Source organism: Arhodomonas sp. AD133 (assembly GCF_051195215.1).
Classification (GTDB): domain Bacteria; phylum Pseudomonadota; class Gammaproteobacteria; order Nitrococcales; family Nitrococcaceae; genus Arhodomonas.
Genome location: NZ_JBNAZM010000006.1, coordinates 15,431 through 40,867, shown reverse-complemented (window position 1 = coordinate 40,867; position 25,437 = coordinate 15,431). Strand labels below are relative to the sequence as shown.

24 protein-coding genes are annotated in these 25,437 nt (G+C 67.7%); 8 read left to right on the top strand and 16 right to left on the bottom strand.

Annotated elements, in window-relative coordinates; all coding sequences use genetic code 11:
- Positions 1–47: 47 nt before the first annotated feature.
- Positions 48–1,010, bottom strand: coding sequence for a TAXI family TRAP transporter solute-binding subunit (locus ACPEES_RS05425; protein ID WP_435101838.1), 963 nt, complete (start codon positions 1,008–1,010; stop codon positions 48–50).
- 172 nt (positions 1,011–1,182) lie between these two features.
- Between ACPEES_RS05425 and ACPEES_RS05420 the strand changes: the two genes are divergently transcribed.
- Complete coding sequence (locus ACPEES_RS05420) at positions 1,183–2,397, top strand: bifunctional alpha/beta hydrolase/OsmC family protein (RefSeq protein WP_435101836.1); 1,215 nt, start codon at positions 1,183–1,185, stop codon at positions 2,395–2,397.
- Between the two features lie 79 nt (positions 2,398–2,476).
- On the opposite strand, the gene ACPEES_RS05415 is transcribed toward ACPEES_RS05420, so the two are convergent.
- The 4 genes from ACPEES_RS05415 to ACPEES_RS05400 form a co-directional block, all read right to left on the bottom strand.
- Positions 2,477–3,226 carry a substrate-binding periplasmic protein gene (locus tag ACPEES_RS05415; protein WP_435101834.1) on the bottom strand — a complete coding sequence of 250 codons (750 nt, stop codon included), beginning with the start codon at positions 3,224–3,226 and terminating at the stop codon, positions 2,477–2,479.
- A gap of 91 nt (positions 3,227–3,317) precedes the next feature.
- Positions 3,318–4,922 carry a methyl-accepting chemotaxis protein gene (locus ACPEES_RS05410; RefSeq protein ID WP_435101832.1) on the bottom strand — a complete coding sequence of 535 codons (1,605 nt, stop codon included), beginning with the start codon at positions 4,920–4,922 and terminating at the stop codon, positions 3,318–3,320.
- A 187-nt stretch (positions 4,923–5,109) separates the two neighbouring features.
- Positions 5,110–6,072 (bottom strand): PA2778 family cysteine peptidase, encoded by a 963-nt coding sequence (locus tag ACPEES_RS05405; protein WP_435101830.1) that lies wholly within the window; start codon positions 6,070–6,072, stop codon positions 5,110–5,112.
- On the bottom strand, positions 6,072–6,482 hold the full coding sequence (locus tag ACPEES_RS05400; protein ID WP_435101828.1) for a PA2779 family protein: 411 nt from the start codon (positions 6,480–6,482) through the stop codon (positions 6,072–6,074). The genes ACPEES_RS05405 and ACPEES_RS05400 overlap by 1 nt, the downstream gene beginning before the upstream one ends.
- 405 nt (positions 6,483–6,887) lie before the next feature.
- Here ACPEES_RS05400 and ACPEES_RS05395 point away from each other — a divergent pair, with 405 nt between their 5' ends.
- From ACPEES_RS05395 to ACPEES_RS05370, 6 genes are all read left to right on the top strand, one after another.
- The gene (locus ACPEES_RS05395) at positions 6,888–7,868 is read left to right on the top strand and encodes a TRAP transporter substrate-binding protein (protein ID WP_435101826.1); all 981 of its coding nucleotides are present in this window, start codon (positions 6,888–6,890) and stop codon (positions 7,866–7,868) included.
- 16 nt (positions 7,869–7,884) lie between these two features.
- Entirely contained in the window at positions 7,885–8,436 is a 552-nt protein-coding gene (locus ACPEES_RS05390) for a TRAP transporter small permease (RefSeq protein ID WP_435101824.1), read from the top strand.
- Entirely contained in the window at positions 8,433–9,815 is a 1,383-nt protein-coding gene (locus tag ACPEES_RS05385) for a TRAP transporter large permease (protein WP_435101822.1), read from the top strand. Before ACPEES_RS05390 ends, ACPEES_RS05385 begins: the two co-directional genes overlap by 4 nt.
- A 210-nt stretch (positions 9,816–10,025) precedes the next feature.
- Positions 10,026–10,799 (top strand): acyl-ACP--UDP-N-acetylglucosamine O-acyltransferase, encoded by a 774-nt coding sequence (gene lpxA, locus ACPEES_RS05380; protein ID WP_435101820.1) that lies wholly within the window; start codon positions 10,026–10,028, stop codon positions 10,797–10,799.
- Complete coding sequence (locus tag ACPEES_RS05375; protein ID WP_435101819.1) at positions 10,796–11,788, top strand: Gfo/Idh/MocA family protein; 993 nt, start codon at positions 10,796–10,798, stop codon at positions 11,786–11,788. The genes lpxA and ACPEES_RS05375 overlap by 4 nt, the downstream gene beginning before the upstream one ends.
- Entirely contained in the window at positions 11,785–12,885 is a 1,101-nt protein-coding gene (locus ACPEES_RS05370) for a DegT/DnrJ/EryC1/StrS family aminotransferase (protein WP_435101817.1), read from the top strand. The genes ACPEES_RS05375 and ACPEES_RS05370 overlap by 4 nt, the downstream gene beginning before the upstream one ends.
- 183 nt (positions 12,886–13,068) lie before the next feature.
- Here ACPEES_RS05370 and ACPEES_RS05365 read toward each other — a convergent pair whose 3' ends face one another.
- The 10 genes from ACPEES_RS05365 to astD form a co-directional block, all read right to left on the bottom strand.
- Positions 13,069–13,752, bottom strand: a complete 684-nt coding sequence (locus ACPEES_RS05365; protein WP_435101815.1) for a PRC-barrel domain-containing protein — start codon at positions 13,750–13,752, stop codon at positions 13,069–13,071.
- A 520-nt stretch (positions 13,753–14,272) separates the two neighbouring features.
- Entirely contained in the window at positions 14,273–14,797 is a 525-nt protein-coding gene (locus tag ACPEES_RS05360; RefSeq protein ID WP_435101813.1) for a DoxX family protein, read from the bottom strand.
- A complete protein-coding gene (locus ACPEES_RS05355; protein WP_435101811.1) occupies positions 14,797–15,573 on the bottom strand; it encodes an HvfC/BufC N-terminal domain-containing protein in 777 nt (258 codons plus the stop codon). Before ACPEES_RS05355 ends, ACPEES_RS05360 begins: the two co-directional genes overlap by 1 nt.
- Complete coding sequence (bufB, locus tag ACPEES_RS05350; RefSeq protein ID WP_435101809.1) at positions 15,557–16,453, bottom strand: MNIO family bufferin maturase; 897 nt, start codon at positions 16,451–16,453, stop codon at positions 15,557–15,559. Before bufB ends, ACPEES_RS05355 begins: the two co-directional genes overlap by 17 nt.
- A 35-nt stretch (positions 16,454–16,488) precedes the next feature.
- On the bottom strand, positions 16,489–16,800 hold the full coding sequence (locus ACPEES_RS05345; RefSeq protein WP_435101807.1) for a BufA1 family periplasmic bufferin-type metallophore: 312 nt from the start codon (positions 16,798–16,800) through the stop codon (positions 16,489–16,491).
- Positions 16,801–16,963: 163 nt separating this feature from the next.
- Positions 16,964–17,680 carry a 5,6-dimethylbenzimidazole synthase gene (bluB, locus tag ACPEES_RS05340; protein ID WP_435101805.1) on the bottom strand — a complete coding sequence of 239 codons (717 nt, stop codon included), beginning with the start codon at positions 17,678–17,680 and terminating at the stop codon, positions 16,964–16,966.
- A gap of 134 nt (positions 17,681–17,814) precedes the next feature.
- Complete coding sequence (locus tag ACPEES_RS05335; RefSeq protein WP_435101803.1) at positions 17,815–19,020, bottom strand: extracellular solute-binding protein; 1,206 nt, start codon at positions 19,018–19,020, stop codon at positions 17,815–17,817.
- Positions 18,998–20,743: a chloride channel protein gene (locus tag ACPEES_RS05330; protein ID WP_435101801.1), complete on the bottom strand. Its 1,746-nt coding sequence runs from the start codon at positions 20,741–20,743 to the stop codon at positions 18,998–19,000. The genes ACPEES_RS05335 and ACPEES_RS05330 overlap by 23 nt, the downstream gene beginning before the upstream one ends.
- Positions 20,744–20,824: 81 nt before the next feature.
- The gene (gene astB / locus ACPEES_RS05325; protein WP_435101799.1) at positions 20,825–22,168 is read right to left on the bottom strand and encodes an N-succinylarginine dihydrolase; all 1,344 of its coding nucleotides are present in this window, start codon (positions 22,166–22,168) and stop codon (positions 20,825–20,827) included.
- A complete protein-coding gene (gene astD / locus ACPEES_RS05320; protein WP_435101797.1) occupies positions 22,165–23,634 on the bottom strand; it encodes a succinylglutamate-semialdehyde dehydrogenase in 1,470 nt (489 codons plus the stop codon). The genes astB and astD overlap by 4 nt, the downstream gene beginning before the upstream one ends.
- Positions 23,635–24,039: 405 nt before the next feature.
- On the opposite strand from astD, the gene ACPEES_RS05315 reads away from it, so the two are divergent.
- On the top strand, positions 24,040–24,591 hold the full coding sequence (locus ACPEES_RS05315; protein ID WP_435101795.1) for an acyloxyacyl hydrolase: 552 nt from the start codon (positions 24,040–24,042) through the stop codon (positions 24,589–24,591).
- Positions 24,592–24,634: 43 nt separating this feature from the next.
- On the opposite strand, the gene ACPEES_RS05310 is transcribed toward ACPEES_RS05315, so the two are convergent.
- A complete protein-coding gene (locus ACPEES_RS05310) occupies positions 24,635–25,405 on the bottom strand; it encodes an ABC transporter permease (RefSeq protein ID WP_435101793.1) in 771 nt (256 codons plus the stop codon).
- Positions 25,406–25,437 lie beyond the last annotated feature (32 nt).

Genomic DNA, 25,437 nt, shown 5'->3' with positions numbered 1-25,437 from the left:
CCGGCAATCCGCGGCGTCGCGCGGCAGACACGCTCAACGCGGCACCGTCACGGACGCAGCTTCTCCGGCACCTCCTGGCCGGTCTCCTCGTAGTAGCGCAATGCCCCCGGATGGAACGGAACGGGCGTGGAGTTGAGGCTGAATTCCACGGTGGTGTCGTTGGCCGCCGGGTGGATGTCGATCAGCGCCTGCGTCTGCTCGAAGAGCACCTTGGTGATCTGGTAGGCGAGATCCTCGGACATATCGGCGTTGACGGTGAGCACGTTGGGGACGCTGACAGTCTTCACCGGTTCCTCCACGCCCTCGTAGATCCCCTTGCGCAGCGTGTAGGAGGCCAGAACCGGCTCGGCCTCGATGGCGTTGCCGATTTCCTCGTCGGTGAGCGCGACCAGGCGGATATCGCGGGTGGTCGCCAGGTTGATGATAGAGCTAGTGGGCGGCCCCACACTCCAGATGCCGGCGTCGATGTCACCGTCACGCAGCGCGTCGGCGGTCTCGTTGAAGTTCAGCCGGTGGGGCTCGAACTGATCGTAGGTAATACCGTTGGCTTCGAGGACGGTGCGGGCATTGACTTCCGTGCCGCTACCGGGTGCACCCACGGACACCCGCTTGCCCTCGAGATCCGCCAGGGACTCGATACCCGAATCCGCCAGGGTGACGATCTGCACCGCATTCGGGTAGATCGAGGCGAGCGCCCGCACCTTGGCGACCTGACGACCCTCGAACGGGCCGGAACCCCGATAGGCGGCATGGACCGTGTCCGCCAGGGCAATGGCGAGGTCGGAGTCGCCCCTGTGGATGAGCCCCATATTCTCGACGGAAGCGCCGGTGACCTCCGCGACGGCCGAGTAGCCATCGATGTGCTCGCCAATGAGCTCGGCGAGACCGCCCCCGTAAGGATAGTAAGTGCCGCCGGTACCGCCTGTGGCGATGGACAGGCGCTGCTGCGCGAAGGCGGTGGAGACGCACGCCGTCAGCACCACGATGGCGAGGCCCTTGAATAAGCGCATGTGACCGCTCCTCCCCTGTGTATTCTTGTTCGCTTGCGTTGGTTAGCCTGCGTCAGCTTCGACCGCCGAAGCAGTGCACTTACCCTACCCTTGGGATCTCTCGCCTGCCAAGGGAGGCGGCGGCGCCGACGGGCAACTACGCTTTCGACGCAAGCCACAGGGAGACGCGATCATGGCCAGTCAACGCCTCGATTTCACCGGTACCGACGGCCAGCGCCTGGCCGCGCGCCTCGATCTGCCCGCAGGCACGCCGCGGGCCTGGGCATTGTTTGCGCACTGTTTCACCTGCGGCAAGGACATCCGCGCGGCGGGGCGCATCGCCGCTGCGCTCGCGGCACAGGGTATTGCCACCCTGCGCTTCGATTTCACGGGCCTCGGCGGCAGCGAAGGCGAGTTCGCCAACGCCGGATTCAGCTCGAACATCGACGACCTGGTGGCCGCCGCCGACTTCATGCGCGAGACCGGGCGGCCAGTGTCCCTGCTCATCGGCCACAGTCTCGGCGGTGCCGCCGTGCTCGCGGCGGCGTCGCGGATTCCCGAAACCGCGGCGGTTGCCGTGATCGGCGCCCCGTTCGAAGCCGAGCACGTCCTCGCGCACCTCGGCGATCACCTCGAGACCATCGAGACCGAAGGCGAGGCGACCGTCAGCCTGGCGGGGCGGTCCTTCCGGATCAGCCGTTCATTCGTGGAGGACGCCCGCGGACAGGACCAGTCCGCGCGCCTGCGCGAGCTCGCCCACCCGCTGCTGGTGATGCATTCGCCCCGGGACGCCATCGTCGGCGTGGACAATGCCCGGCAGATCTTCGAGCATGCCCGCCACCCGAAAAGCTTCGTATCGCTGGACGACACCGATCACCTGCTCTCGCGCCCGGCGGATGCGGAGTACGCAGCGACGGTGCTCGCCGCCTGGGCGGCACGCTACCTGCCCGAGACACGGCCACGAGCGAACGCCGGCGCCGACGCGCAGGTACTGGTGGAGGAAACGGGGGCGGGCCGTTTCCAGCAGCGCGTGCGCGCCGGCGGCCACGAGCTGCTCGCCGACGAACCGGAATCCGCCGGCGGAACGGATACGGGCCCCTCCCCTTACGATTACCTGCTCGCAGGCCTGGGCGCGTGTACAGCGATGACGCTGCGCCTGTACGCCGAGCGCAAGGGTCTGGCACTGGAACGCGTGCAGGTGCTGCTCGACCACACCAAGATCCACGCGAGTGACTGCGAGGAATGTGAGACCCGCGAAGGCAGGCTCGATGAGATCGCCCGGCGCGTGGTCCTCCATGGCGAGCTCAGCGACGAGCAACGCGGCAAGCTCCTCGAGATCGCCGACAAATGCCCGGTGCACCGCACATTGCACGCCGAGGTCCGGGTTCGCACCGAGCTGGTGTCCTGAAATGCCCGGGGCGCAGCGTCACCGCTGCGCCCCGGGCTCCGGCCCGATACCACTGTCCGGGCCGTGTGCACGCGGGACCTCAGTAGTGCGACTTGATCGCCTCGACCTTGTCCGCCGGCACCGAATCCAGCGCGTCGCGGAATCCCTCGATCACCGACTTCGGCGTATCCTTGTGAAACGCATAGTAAAGCTGACTCTCGCTCAGCACGTGCACCGCCTCGTAGTTGGCGAAGTCATCGCCGGACTGGTTGATGAGCCACTTGGCGACGTTTTCCTCATAGGCCCAGAGGTCGACACGGCCCGCCTTGAGCTTCTTCATGGCGCTTTCCGGGTCGACGCTGATATCCAGGCTCGAATCGCCGACACCAACCTCCCGCAGTAACTGCTCGCCGATGTCGTCGCGCACCACGGCGATGCGGTAATCGGCGATCTCCGCCTCGGAGCCGATCTCCACGTTGGCGTCCTTCCTCGCCACCAGCGCGATACGGGTATCGGCGATGGGGCCCACCCACTTGAACAGCGGGTCGCGCTCTTCGGTACGGGTCATGGAGAACAGCATGGTCTCGGGCTTCTTCTGCACGGTGCGATAGCCGCGCGCCCACGGAAGCACATCGATGTCACTCTTGCGCAGGGGCTGCCCGGCCGCATCGGCGGCCGCGAGCAGCAGCTCGACGGCGATTCCCCGCAGCTCCCCGTTCTGCTCGAAGTTATACGGCGGGTACTGCTCGGTCATGATGCGCAGGTCACCGAGCCCGGCGGCGGCCAGCGAGCTGCCCCACAATGCAGCGGCAGCGGCGAGTGAGACGAGTATCCGTTTGATGACGCGCATAGCCCCTCCTCTCGTGGATACGCTTGGGTGGCTCGGAAAGTCTTACTAATGCGATCACGGGTCATGCCACGTGGCATGACCCGTGATCGCATTAGTCCGATTCGTTGACCCTGAATTGATTGACGAGTGTGCGCAGCCGCTCGCCCAGCCGTGCGAGCTCGGCGCTGGAGGTCTCCGTCTGCGCCATGCTGTCGCGGCTGTGCGTGGCGACCTCGGCGATGCCGTTGATATTGCGGTTGATCTCGTCGGCGACCTGGCTTTGCTCCTCCGCGGCGGTCGCGATCTGGGTGACCTGGTCGTGAATCCGCGAGGCCGATTGCTGGATGCCCTGCAGCGCCTCGTCGGCCTGCGCGGTGCGGGCCTTCGTCGCATCGGAGTGCTCCCGGCTCTTGTGCATCCGCTCCACGGCACTCTGGGTGTCGGCCACGAGCTTTTCGATCATCTCCCGAATCTGCTCGGCCGATTCCCCCGAACGCCGCGCCAACGCACGCACCTCCTCGGCCACCACCGCGAAGCCACGCCCCTGTTCGCCGGCACGGGCCGCTTCGATGGCGGCGTTGAGCGCCAGCAGGTTGGTCTGCTCGGTAACCTCGCGGATCACGTCGAGCACGGTTTCGATCTCGCGGGTCCGCGCTGCGAGGTGGTCCACGGCGGCCTCGCTGGCCTCGATCTCCGAGGCCAGGGTCTCGATGGAATGAATCGTCTCGCGCACCACCGCGCCGCCGTTCTGGGCCTCCCGGTCGGTCTGCGACGCGGCCGCTTCGGCCTCCGAGCCGCTGCGTGATATCTCCTGCACCGTCGCGGTCATCTCGTTGATGGCCGAAGCGATCTGCTCGGTGTCGTCGGTCTGGCGCTGGATGCCGGACTGCGTCTCCGAGGCCACCCGCGTGAGCTCCTCGGAGGCAGAGGCGAGCTGTTGGGTGGATTCGGTGACGTGGCACATGGCGTCGTGGATCTTGTCGACGAACGCGTTGAACCGCTCCGCCAGATGGCTCATCTCGCCGCGCCCGGAAACGGGCAGACGCTTGGTGAGATCCCCGTCGCCGCTGGCGATGTTCTCCAGGGCAAGCGTGACACGCCGCAGCGGGCGCAGTACCAGGCGGCCGAGCAGCAGGTTGAGGGCAACCGACAGTACCACCACCAGCAATAGCGTCTGGGCGAACTCGCGCACCAGGCTCGCCTGCTGCATCTCGCGAATGGTCGACCGGTCTGCGACCACCTCCAACTCGCCGACGGGTTTCCCACCATCGCCGCTGTCATGGGTCAGCGGCACCTGCTCGGTCAGGGCGCCGGTGTGATCGCGGGGCTCATCCACCGCTTGGGGCCCGCCATCGTCGCCGGTCACCTGGCCGGTGACGAGCTCACCCTCACCGTTGCGCACATAGACCGCGGCGATCATGTCCGAGGCGGTTTCCGCCGCGGCCAGCTTCTTGGCCTGGTCGGTCTCGAAGTTCCACAGGGTAGCGGGAAGGCTGCTTTGCAGCCGCTGGGTCACCGCGCTCACCTGCTCGCGTAGCTGCCCTTCCAGGGCCGACTCGGTCGCTTTTTGGTTGTACCAGGCGAACCCGGCGAGCAGTGCGACGAGCAGCACCGCCGTAATCACGTTGAACCGGAAGCGGATGGATCCCGTCAGCGACTGCGTCCCATCGCCGCTCGCCTGGGTCGCCGCTATCGAAGGGTTCGATACATTGGCCATTGTCCCAGCTTCCCCCGTCTCCGTTCACCAGTGCGTCCCGACCAATCGTTCAGAGCGCGTCTATGAAGGCTAACGGCGGGACGGCGGCTGAGTTTAAGTGCCGTTCGTCGCGCCTTCCGAAAAAGCGAGCGAGTGCTCGCGCAGCGCAACGCCGCCCGGCGACGGGCCACTGTCGGGGGGAATACCGCTACCGCGGGCAGCTTGCGGGAGCGCGCCGGCAACGTATCTCGGCCAGCGTCCGCGCGTAACGCCGGCGCTCATCGCCGGCGGCCCGGAGCGCCGAGCGCGCCGTCGCCTCCGCCTGATCGAGGTCGCCGAGCTCAGCCTGCAGCATTGCCAGGTTGTTGAGCACCTCGGCGCGGTGATCGCCGGCACGGGCGGCGGCAGCCGCAAGCGCCGTGCGCGCGGCCTCGCTGTGACCGGTGAAATGGAGCGCGTTGGCGTACCCGAGGGCAAGAAGACCGCTGTCGGGCCAGCGCCCGACAGCAGCGCGCCAGTACGCGAGCGCGGCGTCGGGCGAGGCGGTGGCTTCGAGGTCGGCGAGCGCCCGGAACAGCGGCCGCGGCGTGGCCGTCGCCGGCAACCTGCCCGGCGCCGGCGTCACGGCCGCCCAGTACCCGCCGCGCGCCCAGGTACGCGCGAAAGTCTCCGCCGCCACGCGGTGACGACGGCGCTCCCCGGAGCGCAGCACGATCTCTCCCGCGTCGGCATCGACCGCTACTACCACCGCATAGTGCCAGCGTGGCCACCAGCCCAGCGCGAGGTTCTGCAGCACGATAACCGGTTCGCCCTGCGCCAGCTCGTCGGCCACGGCCGTGAGCCGCCCGGGAATCACGTAGGCGAGGCGTTCGGCACGCCGGGCAGCGGCCAGGAGCTCCGCCTGCAGGGTGCCTTCGAGGCCGGGAACGTACATCCGCTCCGCCAGAGCCTCAGGCGTGGTGGAACGGCCGCTCCAACCAAGGGTAGTGGCCAGTGCGGCCGGGCCGCAGTAGTACGCCGTATCCGGGAAGAACGGCACGGCGGAGAGCTCCGGCGCGGTCGCTCGCTCCGGCAGCGCCACCCGCTCCCGCGGCAGGCTGGTGCAGCCGGCGAGCAACGCGATAGCGAGCAGTACGGGCGCGCGCCAGCCCCCCGGCACGCGCAGACGCATCAACGCGCCGTACTGGTCACGAACGGGAAGACATCCGTGAACCCGAGAATGTCGGTGACGAGCAGGACGACGAAAATGAACACCGCCGCGCCGACGATATCGGCACCGCCGGCGGGCAGCTCATCCATGCGCGCGGCGAGCTGCTCGGCCTCCGCATCCGTCAGGGCGGCGACTCGCGCCTCGGCGGCCACCGGATCGACGCCCAGCGCCACCAGCCGTTCCTGCACGTCCTCACGCTCGATCATCGTCTGCAAACGCTCCCGCGCCGCCTCGCCGGCCTGCTCGGCGGCGAGTGTCCGGGTAGTGATCATGCCCGCCCGTGCCGCCGGGGCGGTGAAGCTGACAGCGAGGAGCGCCAACGCGATCAGAGCGATCAGCGTGCGCTGGGATTCATAGCGGTAACGCCTCATGATCCTGTCCCCTGTAGCCGATCCCGACGTCTACCGTTGAGCATAGCGTGTCGGCGAGCAACTGCAGCCCGTCATCCGGATACGCAGCGGTACGCCAGGGCGGATTGTGTGATTTTCCGCCACCGCAACCGGATCGGGTGTGCGGAATTCCGCCGACCGCGCTCCGATCTGGTCACGTGCACGCCTTCCGATCATGACCGCGGGCGCATTTCGGTGCCCGGCTGCCGCATTCGTCCCACAACGGCGTCATACAAGACGTCCGCGGCAATATCGAAGGCCATGGAGCGGCTTCTGCGCGACGACTGCAATGGAGCTGGCACGCTCTCTGCTTTCCATGACGGCACCGGGCATGTGCGGCCCGGTCACAGATGGATTCCAACGACTAAACGACCGGAGGAGCATTCCATGCGACTTTCCGCTCTCGCCATCAGCGCCGCCCTGGCGGTCACGTCCGCTTCCGCCTTCGCAGCCCCCGTGACCCTGAAGTTCTCCCACGTGGTCGCGGAGAACACGCCCAAGGGCGAGATGGCCCAGCGCTTCGAAAAGCTCGTCGAGGAACGCATCGGCGACAAGGTGCAGGTCGAGGTCTACCCGAACTCCCAGCTCTACAACGACAACAAGGTCCTCCAGGCCATGCAGCTCGGCGACGTGCAGATGGCCGCGCCGGCGCTGTCGAAGTTCTCCCGCTATACCGACAAGCTCCAGGTCTTCGACCTGCCGTTCCTGTTCGAGAACATCAAGGCGGTGACCTGCTTCCAGAACGGCGAGCACGGCCAGGATCTGCTCACCCACATGAAGGACAAGGGCATCGTCGGGCTGGGCTACCAGCACAACGGCATGAAGCAGCTCTCCGCGAGCGACCCCCTGCGCACCCCGGACGACGCGGCCGACAAGAAGTTCCGCATCATGTCCTCCGATGTGCTCGCCGCACAGTTCGAGGCAGTGGATGCCGCGCCCGTGAAGAAGCCCTTCTCCGAGGTCTTCACCCTGCTGCAGACCAAGGCCATCGACGGGCAGGAGAACACCTGGTCGAACATCTACTCGCAAAAGTTCTACGAGGTGCAGCCCTACATCACCGAGTCCAACCACGGCTATCTCGGTTACATGGTGGTCACCTCCTCTGACTTCTGGGGGAGCCTCGAGCCCGAGACCCGCGAGGTCATCGCAGAGTCCATGACCGAGGCGCTGGAGTACGGCAACAGCCTCGCCAACGAGCTCAACAACGAGCAGAAGCAGAAGGTCGTCGACTCCGGCGAGAGCGAGGTCATCGAGATCGACGCCAATCAGCGCGGGCAGTGGGTCGAGGCGATGAAGCCCGTATGGAACGAGTTCCGCCCCGAAATCGGCGGCGAGCTCATCGACGCGGCCGAGGCCTGCGAGGGCTGAGGCGGAGCACACCACGATGAGCATCATCCGACTGCTCAATCGCCTGGAGGAGGGCGTCATCGCCCTCCTCCTGGTGACTCTGACCCTGCTGGTGTTCGTGGAAACGGTGATGCGCTTCGGCTTTGGTGCCACCATCCACTGGGCCGAGGAGGGCTCGCTCACGCTGGCCGGCTGGTTCGTGCTCTTCGGCGCCTCCCACGGCATCAAGGAGGGCACGCACATCGGCGTGGACCTGCTCACGCGCGCCCTGCCCTCGCCGGCGAAGCGCGCGCTCGGTGCGGTCGCCGTCTCCGCATGCCTGGGCTACGCGGGGCTGTTCCTCTACGGCTCCTGGATCTACCTGGACAAGATGTGGCAGCTCGGGCTGCCAATGGAAGACCTGCCGGTACCCACCTGGCTCGCCCACAGCATCATGTTCATCGGCTTCGCGATGATCACTCTGCGCCTGGCAGCTTTGCTGGTACGGATAGCGCGCGGCCACGCCGATGGCTTTCCCTTCGCCAACGAGGCCGCCGAATCCGTCGAGAAGCTCGGCGCCCATGGCGATCGCGAGGAGGCCCGCTCGTGACCACGGCATTCCTGTTCATCCTGCTGTTCGCGGCGATGCTCATCGGCATCCCGGTGGCGCTGTCGCTGGGGCTGTCGAGCATCGTCACGATCCTGCTGTTCTCCAACGACTCGCTGTCGTCGATCGCGCTGAAGTTCTTCTCCTCCGCCTCGGATCACTACACGCTGCTCGCGATCCCGTTCTTCATTCTCTCCTCGGCATTCCTCTCCACCGGGGGCGTGGCCGAGCGGCTCATCAATTTCGCCAACAACTGCGTGGGCCACATCAAGGGCGGCCTCGCCATGGCCTCGGTACTCGCGTGCATGCTCTTCGCCGCGGTATCGGGCAGCTCGCCGGCCACGGTGGCGGCCATCGGCAGCCTGGTGATCGCCGGCATGGCGCGCGCCGGCTACCCGGAGAAATTCGCCGCCGGTGCCATCGCCAATGCCGGCACACTGGGCATCCTCATACCGCCGTCCATCGTGATGCTGGTCTACTCCGCGGCCACCCAGACCTCGGCCGCGAAGATGTTCATGGCCGGCCTCATTCCCGGCGTGATGATGGGCGCCATCCTCATGCTCGCGATCTACATCACCGCGCGCATCAAGGACATGCCCCGCCTGCCCTTCCCCGGGGTCGGGCCGCTGTTCGCATCGGCGGCGCGTGCCTCCGGCGGGCTGATGCTGATCGTCATCGTGCTCGGCGCGATTTACGGCGGCGTGGCGAGCCCCACCGAGGCGGCCGCGGTCTCGGCGGTTTATGCGTTTCTGATCGCTGCGCTGGTCTATCGCGATATCGGGCCACTGAAGCACACGCCATGGCGCCAGAAGGACGAGGCGACCGGCGTGGCGGTACTCCGCAACGCCGTTCAGATGGTGATCGCCATCCCGCGTAGTGCGTGGCACCCGGACATGCGCGAGACCGTGCTCGATGCGGCGAAGACCAGCATCATGCTGCTGTTCATCATCGCCAACGCGATGCTCTTCGCCCATGTGCTCACCACTGAGCGGATTCCCCACAGCATCGCGCAGACGATCGTCGAATGGGGCCTGCCGGCCTGGGGCTTTCTGATCGTGGTGAACATTCTGCTGCTGGTCGCCGGCAACTTCATGGAACCCTCAGCGATCCTGCTGATCATGGCGCCCATCCTCTTTCCCATCGCCATGCAACTCGGCATCGATCCGATCCATCTGGGCGTCATCATGGTGGTGAACATGGAAATCGGCATGATCACACCGCCGGTGGGGCTCAACCTGTTCGTCACCGCCGGTATCACCAACCGAAGTCTCGGCTGGGCGATGAGCGCGGCATTGCCGTGGCTGGGCCTGTTGCTGATATTCCTGCTGATGATCACCTACATCCCTGAAATCTCGCTGTTCCTGCCCGAGATCCTGGGCTGAGAGACGGCCGGGGCGGCAGTACCGCCCCGGCCACCGCGTACCGACACCGGCGTCCCTCCCGCACGACAGCCCCCAATCCATTGATTCGCCGAAATATCAGATCCGGCCGCCGGTGACCACACCCCGACGCTCGCCCCGGCGGCGTCCATGTACCAGACTCGATGGTATTGCCCCGGCGGGGGCGCAACGCTCAGGCAACGGTAAAGGCCGATGATCCACCCGAGCGCCAGCGTGGATACGCGTGCGCACCTCGACGACGACGTCGAGGTAGGCGCCTTCGCGGTCATCGGGGCTGATGTCGAGATCGCGACGGGCAACCGCGTCGGCGCCCACGCGGTCATTCTCGGCCCCACCCGGATTGGGCCGGACAACCACATCCACGCCCACGCCTGTATCGGCGACGCCCCCCAGGATCTCGGCTACCGCGGCGAGCCGACACGGCTGGAGATCGGCGCCGGCAACGTCATCCGCGAGTTCGTCACCATCCACCGGGGTTCGCCGAAAGATACCGGGTGCACCCGCGTCGGCGACGGCGGCCTGTACATGGTCGCGAGCCACATCGCCCACGATTGCCGGGTGGGCGACGGGGTGATTCTCGCCAACTGCGCCACTCTGGCCGGTCATGTCACCGTCGGCGACCACGCCAACATCGCCGGGCTCACGGCGGTACACCAGTTCGTGCGTATCGGCCGGCACGCCATGATCGGCGGTGGCAGCATCGTGGTGCAGGACATCCCGCCGTTCCTGCTCGCCGCCGGCAACCACGCCCGCCTTTACGGCCTCAACCGCCGTGGACTCGAACGCCACGACTTCCCGCCGGAGGTCCTGCGCGCGCTCAAACGCGCCTACCGTCGGCTCTTCCGCTCCGGGGAACGGTTCACCGAGGCGGCCGCTGGGCTGCGCGGGGAAGGACTGACCGAATGGCCCGCCGTGGCCGATCTCATCGCCTTCGTGACGGACTCGCACCGCGGGGTGGCACGGTGACCGGGCTGCGGGCGGCCGTGGTGGGAGTCGGCTACCTGGGGCGCTTCCACGCCCAGAAGTACGCCACATTACCCGGCGTCGAGCTTGCGGCCGTGGTGGACCTTGACCCCGAACGCGCGGCCACGGTGGCCGCCGAGCTCGGCGTGCCTGCCTGCACCCGCGTGGAAGAGCTCCCCGCCGGCGTGAGTATCGCCAGTGTGGTCGTACCCACCCGCGAGCACTTCGCCGTCGCCCGGGCACTGCTGGAGGCGGGCGTCAACGTGCTCGTCGAAAAGCCCATCACCGCCACCGTAGCCGAGGCCCGCGAGCTCATCGCGCTCGCCACCACCTGCGGGCGGGTCCTTCAGGTGGGGCACCTGGAGCGCTTCAACCCGGTGGTGCGGGCGCTCGCCGAACGCGTGGACACGCCACTTTTCATCGAGGCACACCGCGTCAGCCCGTTTCGCCTGCGCGGCGCGGATGCCAACGTGGTGCTGGATCTCATGATCCATGACATCGACCTCATCGCCGAGTTCGTGCGCGCCCCCGTGGAACGCATCGACGCCAGCGGCGTCGCGGTGCTCTCCCACGATATCGATATCGCCAATGCCCGTATCCAGTTCCGCGGCGGCTGCGTCGCCAACGTCACCGCCAGCCGCGCGAGCCTCAAGCATGAGCGCCGTCTCCGGCTGTTTCAGCCGACCGCCTACTTCTCGGTGGATCTCGCCGATCATCGTCTGGACATACGCCGCAAGGCACACACCGACATGTACCCGGGGGTTCCGGACATCGAGACCGAGATGCTCGAATTTCCCACCGGCGACGCTCTGCGCGCGGAGATCGAGGCCTTCGTCGCAAGCGTCCGCGACGGCCGCCCACCGACGGTCAACGGCACCGACGGCCTGCGCGCCCTGACCATTGCCACGGAGATCGTCGCCCAGCTTCAGAGACAGGCCCCGCCCCGAACGGCTGCATCGTCCCAACCGGGGTCACGGGAGCGGAACCCATGATCCCGATGCTGTCACTACCGGCCCAGCATGCGGACATCGCCGGCGAGCTGGAGGCGGCGGTAACCGAAGTCCTCGCCAGCGGCCGTTACATTCTCGGCGAACAGGTGGCGGCATTCGAGGCGGAGGTGGCGGACTACCTGGGCACCGCCCATACCATCGGCTGCGCCTCCGGCACGGACGCGCTCCACCTCGCCCTGCGAGCACTGGAAATCGGCCCTGGCGACGAGGTGATCACCACTGCGTTCACTTTTGCCGCCACCGCCGAAGCAGTGCGCCATGTCGGCGCACGGCCGGTGTTCGTCGACATCGATCCCCACACGCTGAACCTCGCCCCCGAACGGGTGGCGGATGCCATCACCCCGCGGACCCGCGTCATTCTCCCGGTGCACCTGTTCGGGCGGGCAGCCGACATGGCACCGCTGCGCGCCCTTGCCGGGCGTCACGGGCTGACCATCGTCGAGGACTGCGCCCAGGCTTTCGGCGCCACCCGGCAGGGGCGTCGCGTCGGCACGCTCGCAACGGTGGGTTGCTTCAGCTTCTTCCCCACGAAAAACCTCGGCGCCTGCGGTGACGGCGGGCTGATCGCCACGGCCGACGCCGAGCTGGCCGCGCGCCTGCGTGCATTGTGCAATCACGGCAGCACGGAGCGCGATCACCACGAGGCAGTGGGTTACAACAGCCGCCTGGACGAGCTCCAGGCTGCGATACTGCGCGTGAAGCTGCGCCACGTCGATGCTTTCAATGCCGCCCGACAGCGGGTGGCCCAGGCATACGCCGACGGCCTGGCGGGACTCCCGGGCGTCGAGACACCACCGCCGGCGCCGGACGGATCGCACGTCTATCACCAGTACACGATACTGGTGCCACACCGCGACGCCGTGCGACACACCCTGCACGCCGCGGGCGTGGCAAGTGCTGTTTACTACCCACGGCCACTCCACCGGCAGCCCGCCTTCGTCGATGACCATGACGGCCGCCCCCTGCCGATCGCCGAGCGCGTGGCGCAACGCTGCCTGTCGCTGCCGATCTATCCGGAGCTCAGCGAAACACAGGTCGGCGAGGTGATCACCGCCATCCGTCGGGCCATGGGTGCGTAAGTCCCGGGAGTCCGCCCAGACGCACAGAACCCGGCGACTTCACTTTCCCACAGCGGCGATAGACCTCTGTTCGGTCGATAAATCGGGGGAACAGGCGTGGTGGGGGGGGGGGGGGATAGCGACGCGCAACAGCGGGGTTTCGCGTCGGCGAAACCCCGCTTCGCCAGCCTTCGCTGCGTCTACTTACTGGGTCTCTTCGCTGGTGGTCTCTTCGCTGGTTTGCTGCTGCTCAGCCGCCTGCTGTTGCTCCTGCGCACGCTCCTGCTCCGCCTGCTGCTCGGCGAGCGTGGTGAACGCCGGCGCCTGCTCCAGCTCCTCGCGTGTGGTCTCCAGGGTCAGCGTGACCTTCCCTTCCTGGTTACGGCTCTGCTGGAAACTGTCGTAACTCACCGCCACCGGTTTCTCGCCCATCCCCAGGAAACCGCCGACGCCCACGATCAGTGCGCGAATGCGAGCCTCATCGTCCATGAGCACGTTCTGAACGCTACCGAGCTCCTCCTCACTCGCGTTCATGACCGCCACACCCTCCAGCTCGGAGGCCAGCAGCTCGCCTTCCGCCTGGCTGGGGACGAACATCTGCTGGCTGCCGGCGGCTTTGTCACTCTTCCCGTCTTCCTTCGCGGCCTTCTGCTCTTCCCCGGCCGCTTTCTGTCCTTCCTGAGCAGCCTTCTGAGCCTCCTCGCCGGTCTTCTGAGTCTCCGAGGTGGACGACATCTCACCGTTCTGGGAGGACGTCTGCTGCTCAGCGTTCTCCTGCGGCGCCGACTTCCGCCCTGAATCGTCCGTCTGTGACTGGCCTGCCGCAATCATGGGGGCCGTCGCGAGCATGAGCGCCAGGATCCAACTCGTGTGCTTGCCGGTATTCATGGGGAACCTCCCGGGATACCGTTGCCGCTGGTAGTGTGACGCCCCAGGGGCGTCGCCCCGGATAAGGGGCAGCGAGCAAGCACGCCGGTGCCGCTCGCCTGATCACAGATATAGCGGAAAGCGAAGGACCGGACGAACGCGGCCCGCCTGAACCCCCTCGGCAATGGCAAGGTGTGCGCGATTGCCGACATCAACGCCGCACCAACGCCAGTCGCGGCGTGGTCGCGCAACCCGCCGCAAGTACTGGCTCGCCACGATCGGCCCCCCGCCCTGTCCGCCCCCCGATGCTTCCCACGCGGGCCGATGAGCGGCATTTGTTGCCGACCGAAGACGCAACGGAGACCGAACCATCCCTTTGGCGACAATGCCAGCCCGCCCGTCACCCGCAACGTGACGTGCGGCGGCAGGCTGTACGGGCTCATAGCGCTTCGTCGCGCCCTGGCCTCGGCTCGGCGGAGCGAAGGCGCTTGCACCACAGTAGCCATCGCATCCCGATGCGGCGACGGTCACCGGTACCGGTTCATTCGGTTGCGACACACCCGGAAGCGCGATGGTCGCGGACTCGGAAATACCGTGCGATGACTGCGTCCACCGCGATGCGTCCCGGTCCCATCGCCAGGATCGGAAACAGCATCGCCGCCCACGGAAGATGATAGGTTTGCCAGCCGTCCGGCACGGTAAGCTGGATGATACCTGTCATCGCGAGCAGGCCGAGCGACGCGAAGCGCGCCCCCAGCCCGAACACAAGCAGCGTCGGCAGTATCAGCTCGCCCAGGCCGGAGAGCAGGGTCACGGCGGCGGGAAAAGGATACGCGTAGGTCTCACCGAGGATGTGCAGCTGGAAGTCATTGGCGAATAGCCAGACAGCCCCAGGGGAGACCTGCAGGAACCCATCGAACTTGGTCAGCCCCGACTTCCAGAACGGAATGGCCACGGTGACCCGCAGCAGCAGCAATGGCAGGCTCACGGGGATACGTCCGCAGAGATCGACGAAAGCGCCGATCAGGCGAACAGGTGCGCGGGCGGCGACGACATGGCGTGGCATCAGCTTTCTCCCGTCCGATAACCGCTCACCCCACCGGCCGCGAGGAGATTCCCCAGGCCGCGGGTGAGATCGAATTCAGCAGACTCGGCTTCGGCGCACGCCACCGCCGCCGGAAGCGGCTCGCCGGCGGCCAGGGCCCGGATGAACGTTGCCTCACCGGGCCCCAGGACACGTGCCGTCACTTCCCAGTAGGGGCGCATCACCAGCACCGCCTCGCCACCGCTGTGGAGGTCGACGGGCCGCACGGTCTCGTCGTGAGCATTCGTTTCCCAGATCGCGTGAACCGGCCAGGGTGATTCCACCACCCGTGCCGAGGCATGCACCGTGAGATGAAGGCTCGCGAGCGCCTCGGGTGCCACTGCCGCCAGCGCATCGGCGGCGAGCGGTGTCTCGTCGACGGCGTGGTAAGCCTCGTGTCGCGCCCATTCCAGCGCCGCCACGTCGGCGAGGTAAGGCACGGTCCGTGCCGGCTCGAATCCGCGGATAAAGGCAGGAAACCCGCCACCGTACGCCAGCAGCACCGGCGTGGTCGGCAGGGACTCGCCGACGAAAGTCCGGGCCATCCCGTGGAAGAACGCCTCGCCGACCAGGCGCTCGGTTACCGGGTAGGTCGCCCGCACGGCCTCCACCAGGCTCACGTGAACGTTGTTGCGATAGACGCCGAAGCGCTTCTCCGGCATCTCGCCGGCGCGTCCGGCGAGATCCGGCGGCACCGCCGCCTCCGGGTCACGCAGCGCGGCGACGAACCGCCCCTGGCTGTCAGCGAGGGATGCCACAGCGACCCCCCTCCACCGGCAGCGCGTCCAGGATCAGTCCGTCGGCGGTGTGTGCCTCGGCGAGCAACACCGGCCACGGCGGGATGTCCGCATCCCATTCGATGAGCGTCGGCCGCGGTGCTGCCCGCACGAGCACACGGCGATAGAGGGCCCACACCGTGTCGTCCACCGCCCGGTCGTGGGCGTCGATGCACAATGTCTCGCCACGGTCGTCGACGGTGCGGGCATGACCGGCGAGATGGATCTCGCCGACCGCATCCATGGGGAAGTCGTCCAGGTAAGCAGCCGCATCGAAGCCGTGGTTCGTCGCGGAGACCACCACGTTGTTCACGTCGAGCAGCAGACCGCAGCCGCTGCGCCGGGCGAGCGCGCCGAGAAACGCCACCTCGCTCATCTCGTCGTCGTGAAATCGCACGTAGGTGGCGGGGTTCTCGATGAGCACGGGGCGGCGCAGACACTCCTGGACCTCGGAGACATGAGCGACCACTCGCTCCAGCGCCTCGCGGGTGTACGGCACCGGCAGCAGGTCGTTCACATAGCCCGCATCGTGGGTCGACCAGGCGAGGTGCTCGGAGACCAGCGCCGGCTCGAAGCGCTCCACCACCTGACGCAACCGCGCCAGGTGCCTGCGATCCAGCGGCCGGTCACCACCGATGGACAGTCCCACCCCGTGCACCGAAACGGGATAGTCGGCGCGAACGGCGTCCAGCCACGCGTGCGGCGGACCGCCGGCGCCCATGTAATTCTCGGCGTGGACCTCGAACCAGCCCACGTCCGGACGTTCGTCGACGATCGTGCGATAGTGCTCGGGCTTGAGCCCGACCCCGGCACGTACCGGGGCCGGCCCATCACCGAGCGACGGCATCGTCAGGTCGTCCATAACGGCGTCACCCCTGTAACCGTCACCCGGTATCCTCAGCCCGCCTCGGGCCGATCGCGCTCCAGAGGCTCGAGGCTACCCGTGCGATCACCGGGCAGCGCCATGTCTTCACAGGTGCCCTTGGGGACCAGTTTCCAGGCATTACCCTGATAATCCACCGTGGACGTTCCCGCGCAAGTCGTCCCCGGGCCGGCCTTGCAGTCGTTCTGCCCGGCCTTGGCCACGCCATAGCACTTGACCATCTCACCCTCGGCGGCCACCGCGGTCCCCGACAGAGCCGCGGCGGACACTGCCATCGCGAACGCACCGGCCAGGCCCATCGCCGTCTTTCTGGAATTTGCGGACATGGTTGTCACTCTCCCTGAATACGTAATGTCGGTCTTTTCCCAATGCCGGCATACCGGTGCCGGCCCTGGAGCACCGTTCGAACGGCGCTTGCGGGAGAGCATGCGTGAGCGCTCGCCCGGCGACCATGCGTGAGAGTACGTAAGGAACTCCCCGTACCGCCGATCACAGACCCTTTTCCGAGGCCTGGCGGAGCGCCGCGCTCAGTGACCCGTCCTCCAGTGGCTGCCCCCAGACGTCGCGGTGCACCAGCTCCTCGATAGGCAGCCGCGAGCGCCAGCCCTTGTTGACGAGCTCGGGGCGGGAGAGGAATTCGCTGACGTAACCCAGGCACAGATACGCCACGGGCACCACGCCCTCCGGCAAGCCGAGGGTCGCAGCCAGATCCTCGGGATCGAGCACGCTCACCCAGCCGAGGCCGATACCCTCGGCGCGGGCGGCGAGCCAGAGGTTCTGCACGGCGAGGCAGGCACTGAACAGATCCGTCTCCAGGATGGTGTTACGCCCCAGCACATGCGGTCCGCCGCGATTTCGGTCGCAGGTGATGCACAGGTTCATGGGGCTCTCGAGGATGCCCTCGAGCTTGAGACGCCGGTATAGCTGCGCCTTTTCACCCTGGTAGTTGTCCGCGGCGCGCTCGTTTTCGCGCTCGAAGATCGCCTTCACCGCCTGCCGCACTTCGAGGCTGTCGATGGCAATGAAGTCCCAGGGCTGCATCAACCCCACCGACGGCGCGTGGTGGGCGGCCTGGAGCAGACGGGCGAGCACCTCGTCGGGTATGGGGTCCGGCCGGAACTGGGAACGCACGTCGCGACGCTCGTGGATAGCGCGATAGACGCCCCGGCGTTCGGCCTCCGGGAATCGGTTGTCGCTGGGCTGCATGGCGTTTGTCCGGTCTCCTCGATTGGGCGAATGCGGTCCCCGGCACGCGGGATGCGTAACCCGGACGTGCGGGGATCCCGGTGTGAGGAGGCGAACGTTGACATCCCCGACGCCCGGCTTCAACGCCGGCATCGTCAGAGCTGCGGTGACGGACCGGAGCGTGGCGGGGACGCCGCCGGCGCTTCGCCGTGGTGACTGCGATACCAGGCAGCGAAACGCTCACGGATCCGGTCATACGTGCGCGCGTACCAGTGCACGTCCTTGATCACGGCATTGCGTGCGTTGAACGGATGCGTCGGCAGGTGCGGCTGCATGTCGATACCGGTGGACGGGTGCGTGGTCACGCGGCGGTAAGCCGACCGCCGGGCGGGTCCGTAGGGGATATGCCGGGAGAACTCGGCGAGCCGGCGCGTCGCGGTGGCGAAGCGAATGAAGGCCCGGGCGGCCTCGGGTTGCGAGCTTCCGCGCGCCACCGCCCAGGTCTCGTATTCCTGGATCTGACCGTCCCAGATGATCTCGATGGGCGCCCCCTCGGTGGCGATTGCGTGGAAGAAGCGACCGTTATAGCCCGTCGCCATGGCCACCTCACCGGCGGCGAGCAGCGCTGGCGGCACGTCACCGGCCCGCCACCAGACCGCCTCGCCGGCGATGCGGGCCAGCCGTTCGAAGGCGAGCCGAAGGCCCCGGGCCGTGCTGAGGAGATCGTAGAGCTCCACGCGCGGCACCCCGTAGGACAACAGGGCCCACTCCAGGTTGCCGAAAGGAGCACGCTGCAGCGCGCGCCGGCCGGGAAAACGCTCGACATCGAACAACGCTTCCACGCTGTCGGGACGCACGCCGGGAAAGGCCCGGCGGTCATAGGCGATGACGGTGGCGTAGACGGTGTGGGTGATTCCGCACTCGGTGAACGCGCCGTCGATGAAATCCCGCTGCGGTGAGAGGCCCTCCGGCGACGCCGCCGGCAACTCGGGCGAGAGCGGTTGAAGCAGCCCCTCCGCACACGCGGCGATGGTGTCGCTCATGGTCATATCGAGCACGTCCCAGCGCACATCGGCGCTGGCATGCTGGTCGCGCAGCTCGGCGAGTCCACCGGCATACTCCACCGCCGTCACCGGGATGCCGGTATGCCGGGTGAACGGTTCGAAAAATACCCGTCGTTGGATCGTCTCGTAGGCGCCCCCCCAGCTCGCGACCACGAGCGGCTCGCTTTGCGTGACCGCCGGCGTGGCGGCGGTCGCCACCGGCATGGCCGTCAACACGGCCAGGCAGGCGGCAACGCCCCGGCGCAACAGCCGGAGACCCTGCCTCGCAGCCGAGTCAGCGCGCGGCGTGCTCCTCATCGCGTATCGCCTCCAGTGTGCCCAGGTAGGCCCGGGTAATCGCCGTTTCGTGGACTACCCCGAGAAACCGCCGGTCACCCCGCGTCACCACGGGCAGCGCTTCGCCCGCCTGGGTTTGCAACGCATGCACCGCAGCCCACAGCGACGCGTCCCCGGCGAGCGCGGGATAGGCCCGGTCCACGAGCGCTGAGACGGTTTCGACGCCATCGTCACCGCGTATCGCCTCCAGCCGTGCGAGCGTCACGGTGCCGTGGTAGCGCCCCGCCTCGTCGACCAGGAACGCCTCGCTGCGGCCGCTGCGCCCGAGCTCATCACGCACTGTTGCCGGTACGGCCTGCGGCGAAACGCGCACGCAGTCCTCACTGACGTGGCGATGCACCGACTCTCCCTGCAGCACTGCGCGGTCACGCCCCGCGGACAGATCGAGCCCGCGCTCGCGCAGCTGGGTATCGAACAGCGAGGCGCCGAACAGCCGTGCCGCCAGCGGATTGGCCACCGCCACGCTCGCCAGCGCGGCGATGGTGAGCGGATAGCTGCCGGTAAGCTCGAAGACGATGAGCAACATGGCCAGCGGCGCCCCGATCACCGGCGCAGTGACGGCGACCATGCCGCACACGGCGTAGACGACCATGGTCGCATGGTCGCCACCGGTCACGCCGTCCACGGCGATACCGCAGAGCGCGCCGAAGAGCGTGCCCACCACGAGCGCGGGGCTGAATACACCGCCGCTGAATCCCAGACCCAGGCAGACGGCGGTCGCCAGGATCTTGGCGAGAAGTATCGCCACCAGCTCCGGTGCCCCGAACGCCCCCTCGATTGTGGCAAAACGCAGGGTCACCGCCCCGATGCCGAGAATCTCGGGCAGCCACAGCGCGGCGAGTCCCAGCGCCGCTCCCGCCAGGGCCGGCCGCAGAATCCGGGGCACGGGCACACGGGCACCGAGGCGGGACGCCCACCGGATGGCGGTCATGTATACCGTCGCAACCACCGCGCCACCCACGCCCACGAGCAGGAAGACCCCGTACTCCCAAGCGTGCGCCACCTGTGCGGACTCCACGTAGAAAAGTGCCGGGCGCTCGAACGCCACGCCTTCGACGACGAAGCCCACCACGGCGGCAGCGGCCACGGGCGCGAACGCACGCAGCGCGTAGTGGCGCAACACCACCTCGTGGGCGAAGAGTATGCCGGCGATGGGCGCCTTGAACGCGGTGGCGATCGCTGCGGCGACCCCGCAGGCGATGGCGATGCTGTCCACCGAACGCCCGCCACCGGTGAGACGGGCGGCGAGGGAGCCGAACGTGCCGCCAAGGTGCACCAGCGGCCCGTACTGGCCCACCGACGCCCCGGAACCGAGCGCCACCAGCGCGGACAGCGCCGAGAGCACACCCGGACGCGCCGGCAGCCGTCCCCGCCGAGTCTGCACCGCCGCAATCACCTCAGGCGGCCCGTGGGGCCGGTGCTCGACAATGAGGTGATGCAGGAGTCCCACCACCAGGCCGCCGGCTGTGGGCACCACCACCGTGGCGACCACCACCCACGTACCCTCGACAGCCATCATGCGGCTGCGTGGTGAAATCAGCAGCAGATCGTTGAGGCGGAACACGGCCGTGACGAAGCCCACGGCGAGCAAAGCCACGGCGAGGCCAGTGACCGCGCCCAGCAGCATGACCACCGGCAGCGAGCGCGTGGCCGCACGCTGCGTCGAATCGCCTGGGGCCTCCATAACCACTGGATAGCCGATGGCGGCGCGGACGTCACCCGACGAGGCCGGATTGCGGTCGCCGGCGCAGGCGCGCCGGCCGGCTCAGACCCCCGCGAGCTGAAACGGGTAGACCGACCCCAGTCCCAGGATACCGGTGAGCTCGTCGAGCGCCGCGCGCCCCTCCTCCAGCAGCGCGGGGTCGGCCAGGTCCGCCTCGTCGAGCCGGTCACGGTAATGACGCCGGACCCACTGCGAGAGACGCTCGTAGAGCGCGTCATCGAGCAACGTGCCGCGATTCATGGCCGCACGCTCCGCCTCGGAGAGCGCCACGCGAAGGCGCAGGCAGGCCGGACCACCGCCATTGCGCATGCTCTGTTTGACATCCTGCACGAGCACGCGGTGGATCGGTGTGTCACCATCGACGAGCTCGCCCAGGAAGTCCCAGACACGCCGGCTCGCGCGGCACTCCTCGGGCACCACCAGCGCCATGCCCCCGTCCGGGAGGGTGACGAGCTGGCTGTTGAATAGATAGGTGGTCACCGCCTCTTCGACGCTCACGCGTGCCGCCGGCACCTCGACGAGTACCAGTTCCGTCTCCCCGAATGCGTCCCGCAGCGCAGCGGCAAGCCCGGCCGTGTCGGCGAACGCGTCTTCATGGTAGAGGAGCACGTTCTCGTTACCCACGGCGATGACGTCGTTGTGGAACACGCCCTGATCGATCACCGCCGGGTTCTGCTGGGCGAAGACCGTACGCGCGGGGTTCAGGCCATGCAGACGGGCTACTGCTTCCGATGCCTCACGAGTCTGGCGCGCCGGGTAGCGAGCGGGCGCAGCACCACGACCGAAAGCCCGTTTGCCATAGACGAACAGCTCGACGCCGGCATCGCCGTGGCCGGCGCACAGGCGTGTGTGGTTGGCCGCCCCCTCGTCGCCGAAGTGCTCCACTGCCGGCAACGGGTCGTGGTGGGCGAAGTGACGCCCTTCCGGAAAGATCGCGCGCAGCACGCGTGCCGTAGTGGGTGGCTCGATGGCGCGGTGAAACTTGTTCACCAGATTGGCGGGCGTGAAGTGCACGCGGTGATCGCTGGTATCCGCACCGGGCGAAACCGTCGCCGCGTTGGCGGTCCACATGCTGGACGCGGAGCTGCAGGCGGTCAGCAGCCGCGGCGCTTCGTCGCCAGCGGCGGCGAGCACCTGGGCGTCACTGCCCTGGAACCCGAGCCGGCGCAAAACCTCCACGGCCGGACGCTCCTGGGGTGGCAGCACACCCTGGGGAAGGCCCAGCTCGCGCAATGCCTTCATCTTGGCGAGTCCCTGCAGCGCTGCCTCCCGCGGAGAGGCCACACGCCCCAGATTACTCTCGGAGGCAACGTTGCCGAACGACAGCCCCGCGTAACTGTGGGTGGGCCCCACCAGGCCGTCGAAGTTCACCTCGCGTACGCTCACAGGGTCACCCCCGGCGCGAGCTCGGCGGGCATCTCCAGGGTCTCCGCTTCCAGCGACGCCACCGGATAGGCACAGTAGTCGGCTGCGTAGTAGGCACTCGGCCGGTGATTGCCGCTCGCTCCCACACCCCCGAACGGCGCTGCGGAGCTCGCGCCGGTGATCTGGCGGTTCCAGTTGACGATACCGGCACGAATGCGCCGCACGAACTGCTCGAAGTCGTCGCGACTGCCGCCCAGCAGCCCCGCCGACAGCCCGTAGCGCGTGTCATTGGCGCGATCGATGGCGTCATCCAGGCCTTCGTGCCGTGCTACCTGGAGCAGCGGGCCGAAATGCTCCTCATCGGGTAGCTCCGGCACCGCGTCGACATCGACGATAGCGGGCGAGATCAATCCGGTGCCGGCGCGCAGGTGCTCGCTTTCCACCAGTAGCTGCGCCCCCATGCCGGCCAGCCGGGCCTGCGCAGCGAGCAGATGCTGCGCCGCGGCGTCGTTGATTACCGGCCCCATGAACGGCGGCTCCGGGTCGCGCGGTGTTCCCACCCGCAACTCGCGTGTCGCCGCCACCAGCCGATCGAGGATCGCATCCCCGACCTCGCCGCGGGGCAGATACAGCCGGCGGGCGCAGGTGCAGCGCTGGCCCGCTGTGAGGAAGGCCGACTGGATGATCGTATAGGCCGCTGCACGGGGATCGACGTCCGGCAGCACCACCAGCGGATTGTTGCCGCCCATCTCCAGCGCCAGGATCTTCTCGGGCTGTTCGGCGAACTGACGCTGCAGGAGCCGCCCGGTGGCGGCGCTGCCGGTGAAGTACAGCGCGTCGATCCCGCGCTGGGCGGCTAGCGCCTGCCCGGTATCACGTCCGCCCTGGACCAGGTTGATCACACCGTCCGGCAGCCCGGCCTCGCGCCAGATCGATACCGTGTGCTCGGCCACGCGCGGGGTGAGCTCACTGGGCTTGAACACCACCGTATTGCCGGCGAGCAGAGCAGGCACGATGTGGCCATTGGGCAGATGCCCGGGGAAGTTGTAAGGGCCGAAGACGGCGGCCACGCCGTGCGGCTTGTGCCGCAGCACCGCGCGGCCGCCCGCGGCACTGCTCTCGTGGATGCCCGTGCGCTCGCGGTAGGCGCGGTCGGAGATAGCGACCTTGCCCACCATCGCGGCAACCTCGGTACGCGCTTCCCAAAGGGGCTTGCCCGTCTCGAGGGCGATGGTGCCCGCAAGGGCCTCCCGGTTCGCATCGAGCGCCTGCTCGAAACGTTGTACCAGGGCCAGTCGCTCATCGTAGGAACGACCCGACCAGTGCTCGAAGGCCGTGCGCGCGGCAGTCACGGCATAGGCGACCTGGGCCTCGTCGGCACCGGCACCCTCCCACACCGGCTCACCGGTACAGGGATCGCTGGAGACGAATGCCTCGCCGGTCCCCACCTGCCATACGCCGTCGATGAACTGCACTGCGTGATCCATGATGCCTCCGCATAGAACCCGTTGGACGCCTCGTAGAGCATAGATTCTCGCCAGCAGCATTTTTGCCTGTATTCGCCGGCACTGTGACATGACCTGCTGCCCTGTCCCCGCCCGGCAGCGACAGATCCGCAATACGCATCCAGCCGGGGGCACACGTGCGTCCGAGTTGAAATAATTGCTATACTTATTAAAGAAGCGACGAACGATTCCCGCGGGCCTTCGACCAGCGGCGCGCTCGCTGACAAGCGACGCTGCGTAGCGCTTTACCGTCGGTACAGTGACGCTGCGCAACGCCGGCTGCGGGTGCATTGATCGGCCTCGATGCCCCGCCATGACGCGCGGAGGCGCGCGGGAATCGTCCGGCGTTTCCCGATGAGACAATCTTGCATAACAGGGGGCGTCGTGATGCCGATGAGCAGGCCGTGGCCTACCATTGTGCTGGTGTTCGCTATCGTCGCCGGCACGCATGACACGGCAGGGGCGGAGCCGCTCGCGCCATGGCGTCTGGCGCTGGCCGGTGGCGTGGCCACGGACCACTCCATTGAGCAGATACGCTTGTCGCTCCGCCACGGTCTCGGCCCGGGCTGGCGAACCGACTCCCTCACGGTGACACCACAGTGGGAGCTCGCGGTCGCCCGGTGGGAGCCTTCAAGCGGTGAGCGCGGCGATGCCATGGGCAGCGTGAGCCTGCGACTGGTACTGCGCATCGCCAGCGGTGGCCCCTGGTTCGCCGAGGCCGGTACGGGCCCCATGTATATCTCCGACCGCGAGACGGTCGATGGCGAGGATTGGGGGCTGCGCCTGGAATTCGACTCTCACGTCGGCGTGGGCGCCTACCTGGATCACAGTCGGCAGTGGGCGCTCAGCTACCAGATCCATCATGCCTCCAACGCCTCCCTGGGGGACGTCAACCCCGGAGTCGACTACCACCTGCTGGCGCTTGCCTGGGCGTACTGAGCCGGAGCGTGGGGCGCCGGCGCAGTCGCGCGGGCGCGGGTCCTCACCCCGAAGCTTGCCACTGACTGGCGTCGTCCCGGGCTTTTCCGTCGCCGGCACCGGCGGCGCTGCGACCACGACGCGGGACCCGCGGCCGCAGGTGCGCGAGCCAGCGCCGCTCCAGGCAACGAAAGACGAAGACCACGGCAAAAGTCAGTGCCATGTAGAGCACCGCTGCCGTGATGAACGCCTCGTAGGGGCTATAGTAGCGGGCGTTGATGAGCTGCGCGGCACCGGTGATATCGACCAGCGTGATGACGCTTGCCACCGCGCTGCCGTGCAGCATGAAGATCACCTCGTTGCCATAGGCCGGCAATGCGCGGCGAAAGGCGTTGGGCAGCACCACCCGCCGCAGCATCAGCGCCCGTGACATGCCACACGCCCGCGCCGCTTCGACCTCCCCCCGCGGCGTGTTGGCGATCGCACCGCGCAGTATCTCGGTGGTGTAAGCGGCGGTATTGAGCGTAAAGGCGATGAGCGCGCACCAGTACGGCTGGCTGAGTACCGGCCCCCAGAGCGGGGTCCCGCGGATCCACTCGAACTGCCCGAGACCGTAGTAGATCATGAACAGCTGCACCAGCAACGGCGTGCCGCGAAAGCAGTAGCTGAACAGGAACACCGCGCCGCGCAGCGGGCGGCTGCGGGCGTTGGCTGCAAGAGCGAGGGGCACGGCGAGCGCGAGACCGGCGATCAGCGCGCAGCCGACCAGCTCCACGGTCACCAGCATCCCTTCGGCGAACACGCCGGCGTTGTCGGCGATGATCGAGAAATCCATGACTCAGAGCCTCACAGTTGCTCCGGGGCGCG

Bases quoted from the DNA above. Each gene is read 5' to 3' on its own strand.
- ACPEES_RS05425 (WP_435101838.1), bottom strand. From the start codon at position 1,010: ATGCGCTTATTCAAGGGCCTCGCCATCGTGGTGCTGACGGCGTGCGTC.
- ACPEES_RS05420 (WP_435101836.1), top strand. From the start codon at position 1,183: ATGGCCAGTCAACGCCTCGATTTCACCGGTACCGACGGCCAGCGCCTG.
- ACPEES_RS05415 (WP_435101834.1), bottom strand. From the start codon at position 3,226: ATGCGCGTCATCAAACGGATACTCGTCTCACTCGCCGCTGCCGCTGCA.
- ACPEES_RS05410 (WP_435101832.1), bottom strand. From the start codon at position 4,922: ATGGCCAATGTATCGAACCCTTCGATAGCGGCGACCCAGGCGAGCGGC.
- ACPEES_RS05405 (WP_435101830.1), bottom strand. From the start codon at position 6,072: ATGCGTCTGCGCGTGCCGGGGGGCTGGCGCGCGCCCGTACTGCTCGCT.
- ACPEES_RS05400 (WP_435101828.1), bottom strand. From the start codon at position 6,482: ATGAGGCGTTACCGCTATGAATCCCAGCGCACGCTGATCGCTCTGATC.
- ACPEES_RS05395 (WP_435101826.1), top strand. From the start codon at position 6,888: ATGCGACTTTCCGCTCTCGCCATCAGCGCCGCCCTGGCGGTCACGTCC.
- ACPEES_RS05390 (WP_435101824.1), top strand. From the start codon at position 7,885: ATGAGCATCATCCGACTGCTCAATCGCCTGGAGGAGGGCGTCATCGCC.
- lpxA (WP_435101820.1), top strand. From the start codon at position 10,026: ATGATCCACCCGAGCGCCAGCGTGGATACGCGTGCGCACCTCGACGAC.
- ACPEES_RS05370 (WP_435101817.1), top strand. From the start codon at position 11,785: ATGATCCCGATGCTGTCACTACCGGCCCAGCATGCGGACATCGCCGGC.
- ACPEES_RS05365 (WP_435101815.1), bottom strand. From the start codon at position 13,752: ATGAATACCGGCAAGCACACGAGTTGGATCCTGGCGCTCATGCTCGCG.
- ACPEES_RS05360 (WP_435101813.1), bottom strand. From the start codon at position 14,797: ATGCCACGCCATGTCGTCGCCGCCCGCGCACCTGTTCGCCTGATCGGC.
- bufB (WP_435101809.1), bottom strand. From the start codon at position 16,453: ATGGACGACCTGACGATGCCGTCGCTCGGTGATGGGCCGGCCCCGGTA.
- ACPEES_RS05345 (WP_435101807.1), bottom strand. From the start codon at position 16,800: ATGTCCGCAAATTCCAGAAAGACGGCGATGGGCCTGGCCGGTGCGTTC.
- bluB (WP_435101805.1), bottom strand. From the start codon at position 17,680: ATGCAGCCCAGCGACAACCGATTCCCGGAGGCCGAACGCCGGGGCGTC.
- ACPEES_RS05335 (WP_435101803.1), bottom strand. From the start codon at position 19,020: ATGAGGAGCACGCCGCGCGCTGACTCGGCTGCGAGGCAGGGTCTCCGG.
- ACPEES_RS05330 (WP_435101801.1), bottom strand. From the start codon at position 20,743: ATGGAGGCCCCAGGCGATTCGACGCAGCGTGCGGCCACGCGCTCGCTG.
- astD (WP_435101797.1), bottom strand. From the start codon at position 23,634: ATGGATCACGCAGTGCAGTTCATCGACGGCGTATGGCAGGTGGGGACC.
- ACPEES_RS05315 (WP_435101795.1), top strand. From the start codon at position 24,040: ATGCCGATGAGCAGGCCGTGGCCTACCATTGTGCTGGTGTTCGCTATC.
- ACPEES_RS05310 (WP_435101793.1), bottom strand. From the start codon at position 25,405: ATGGATTTCTCGATCATCGCCGACAACGCCGGCGTGTTCGCCGAAGGG.